A 2,713-nucleotide genomic window follows, 5' to 3' on the forward strand; every position below is an offset into this window, starting at 1 on the left:
CAGCCAGGCAGCGCTCGGCCTGGTTCAGCGCGAACACGATCGACCGGGGGAACAGCTGGTCCGTGAGCAGGAACCCGGCGGCCCGCTCGTCGGACGCGGCCCCGCGGTACATCCGCAGGAACGCCTCGTGCGCACCGCAGGAGCGCAGCAGGGTGGTCCAGCTGGGGCCTGCCGAGCCGGCGAGCGCCCGCGTGGTCAGCAGCCGCGCGGTCATGTCGGCGCGCTCGATCGACCGGCCGAGCACCATGAAGTTCCACGTGTCGTCGCGGGACGTCGCGGAGTCGGTGATGCCCGACACCACCGCGGCCCGTTCGCGCACCCACGTGAAGTAGTCGTGCGGCCGGGCGGGACGCATGTGCGACGGCAGCTGGTTCCAGGTCGCGTTGAGGCTCTCCCACAGCTCGGTGGAGATGGTCTCGCGCGCCCGGCGGGCGTTCTCCCGGGCCGACACCAGGGACCCGGCGATGGACGACGGCGCGAACCGGTCGTACGCGAGCATGTCCAGCACGTACTCCCGGCCGACCTCCACGTGCACCGGCGGGGCCGAGCGGTCCATCACCGACAGCAGGGACCGGCAGGCCAGGTCCTCCTCGGCCCAGGGGTCCTCGAGCAGGATCTGCACGTGCACGTCGAGCAGGCGGGCGGTGTCGTCCGCGCGCTCGACGTAGCGACCGATCCAGAACAGCGACTCCGCGATGCGGCTCAGCACGGGGCACCTCCGGCGGGGATCGAGCGACCCTGTTGCTGCTGTTGCTGCATCACCTGGGCGCGGACGTCGTTGGGGTTGGACTCGATCGGCACCGCCGAGTCCTGCGGGACGGCCTGCGGGCTGTCGGACTCGTGGCGCACCGCCCGGCGCGGCACCGCACCGCCGAGCACCCACGTGTCCTTCGACCCGCCGCCCTGCGACGAGTTGACGACGAGCTCGCCCTCGGGGAGCGCCACCCGGGTCAGGCCGCCCGGGAGCACGAACACCGACTCGCCGTCGTTCACCGCGAACGGTCGCAGGTCGGTGTGCCGGGGCCGCAGCGAGTCGTCGATGAGCGTCGGGATGGTGGAGAGCTGCACCACCGGCTGCGCGATCCAGCCGCGGGGGTCGTCGCGCAGCCGCACCTTGAGCTGCGCGAGCTCGGCCGTGGACGCCTTCGGCCCGACGACGAGCCCCTTGCCGCCCGAGCCGTCCACCGGCTTCACGACGAGCTCGTCGAGCCGGTCCAGCACCTCCTCGAGCGCCTCGGGCTCCTCGAGCCGCCACGTGTCGACGTTGCGCAGGATCGGCTGCTCGCTCAGGTAGTACCGGATGAGGTCGGGCACGTACGTGTAGACGAGCTTGTCGTCGGCGACCCCGTTGCCCACCGCGTTCGCGATCGTCACGGTGCCGTTGCGCGCGCAGGTCATGAGGCCCGGGCTGCCGAGGTAGGAGTCGTTGCGGAAGACCACCGGGTCCAGGTAGTCGTCGTCCACGCGGCGGTAGATGACGTCGACCCGGCGCCGGCCCTGCGTCGTGCGCATCCACACCCGGCCGCCCGAGCAGAACAGGTCGCGCCCCTCGACCAGCTCGACGCCCATCATCCGGGCCAGCAGCGAGTGCTCGTAGTAGGCGCTGTTGAAGACGCCCGGCGTAAGCACGACCACCGTCGGCTCGTCGACCCCGGACGGGGCCGCGGCCGTGAGCGCGGCGAGCAGGCGGCGCGGGTAGTCGGCCACGGGCCGGATCCGCAGCGCCGCGAACAGCTCCGGGAACGTCTGCGCCATCGCCCGGCGGTTCGACAGCACGTAGCTCACGCCGCTGGGCACGCGCACGTTGTCCTCGAGCACCCGCCAGCCGTCGAGGTCGTCGCGGATCAGGTCGATGCCCGACACGTGCACGCGGACGCCGTTGGGCGGGTTGATGCCCCGCGCGGCGCGCAGGAAGTTCGTCGACGACAGCACGACGCTGCGCGGGATCACGCCGTCGGCGATGGCGCGCTGCGGACCGTAGATGTCCGCCAGGAAGGCCTCGAGGGCCCGCACCCGCTGGGCGACGCCCGGCGCGACCTGCTCCCACTCGTCCCCGGCCAGCACGCGGGGCACCACGTCGAGCGGGAAGGGCCGCTCCTCGCCGGCGAAGTCGAACGTCACCCCCTGGGCGAGGTACGACCGGGCGAGCGTCTCCGCCCGGGCCCTCAGCTCACCGGCGCTCAGCTGGGCGAGAGCACGGTGCAGGCCCTTGTAGGCCGCGCGCGAGCCGCCACCGTCGGGATCGATCATCTCGTCCCACGCCGGTCCGGTCGGGTAGTCGTCGAACAGGTCCGCCATGATCCGGACAGTATCTGCCCGGTGATAACGCCGCGTTACGTGGAGCGGCTCCGCGGTGCTGATCAGCCGTCCGGCCCTCGACCTGCGGACCGGTGCCCGGGCGCGCTCCCGGGTACGGTCTGCGCGTGACCACCTCGGCCTGGGCCCGCCTGCGTTCCACGGTCCGCGCCGCCTTCGCGCGACTGTCCGGTTCCCGCCCCCCGACGCCCACCCGCGAGACCCTCCCGGACCACCGCGGCCGGGTCCGCATCGAGTACAGCCCCCGCCTCGACGGCGACGCCGACCCCGGGGAGATCGTCTGGGCCTGGGTCCCCTTCGAGGACGACCCGAGCCAGGGCAAGGACCGGCCCGTCCTCGTGATCGCGCGCGACGGCGCCAACGTCCTCGGGCTCATGMTCACCAGCAAGGACCACAG

General features: G+C 72.8%; 3 protein-coding genes. 1 reads left to right on the top strand and 2 read right to left on the bottom strand.

The features are described from left to right. On the bottom strand, positions 1 to 709 hold a 709-nt coding region (locus tag ACXJKG_RS20560; RefSeq protein WP_456847577.1), incomplete at its 3' end, for an alpha-E domain-containing protein. Beyond that, positions 703 to 2,298, bottom strand: a complete 1,596-nt coding sequence (locus ACXJKG_RS20565; protein ID WP_456847578.1) for a circularly permuted type 2 ATP-grasp protein — start codon at positions 2,296 to 2,298, stop codon at positions 703 to 705. The genes ACXJKG_RS20565 and ACXJKG_RS20560, both read right to left, overlap by 7 nt. Before the next feature lie 125 nt (positions 2,299 to 2,423). Between ACXJKG_RS20565 and ACXJKG_RS20570 the strand changes: the two genes are divergently transcribed. Beyond that, positions 2,424 to 2,713: type II toxin-antitoxin system PemK/MazF family toxin (locus ACXJKG_RS20570; RefSeq protein WP_456847579.1), on the top strand; the 290-nt coding region annotated here is incomplete at its 3' end.

The sequence above is a fragment of the Cellulomonas sp. P5_C6 genome, from assembly GCF_054049635.1.

Bases quoted from the DNA above. Each gene is read 5' to 3' on its own strand.
- ACXJKG_RS20565 (WP_456847578.1), bottom strand. From the start codon at position 2,298: ATGGCGGACCTGTTCGACGACTACCCGACCGGACCGGCGTGGGACGAG.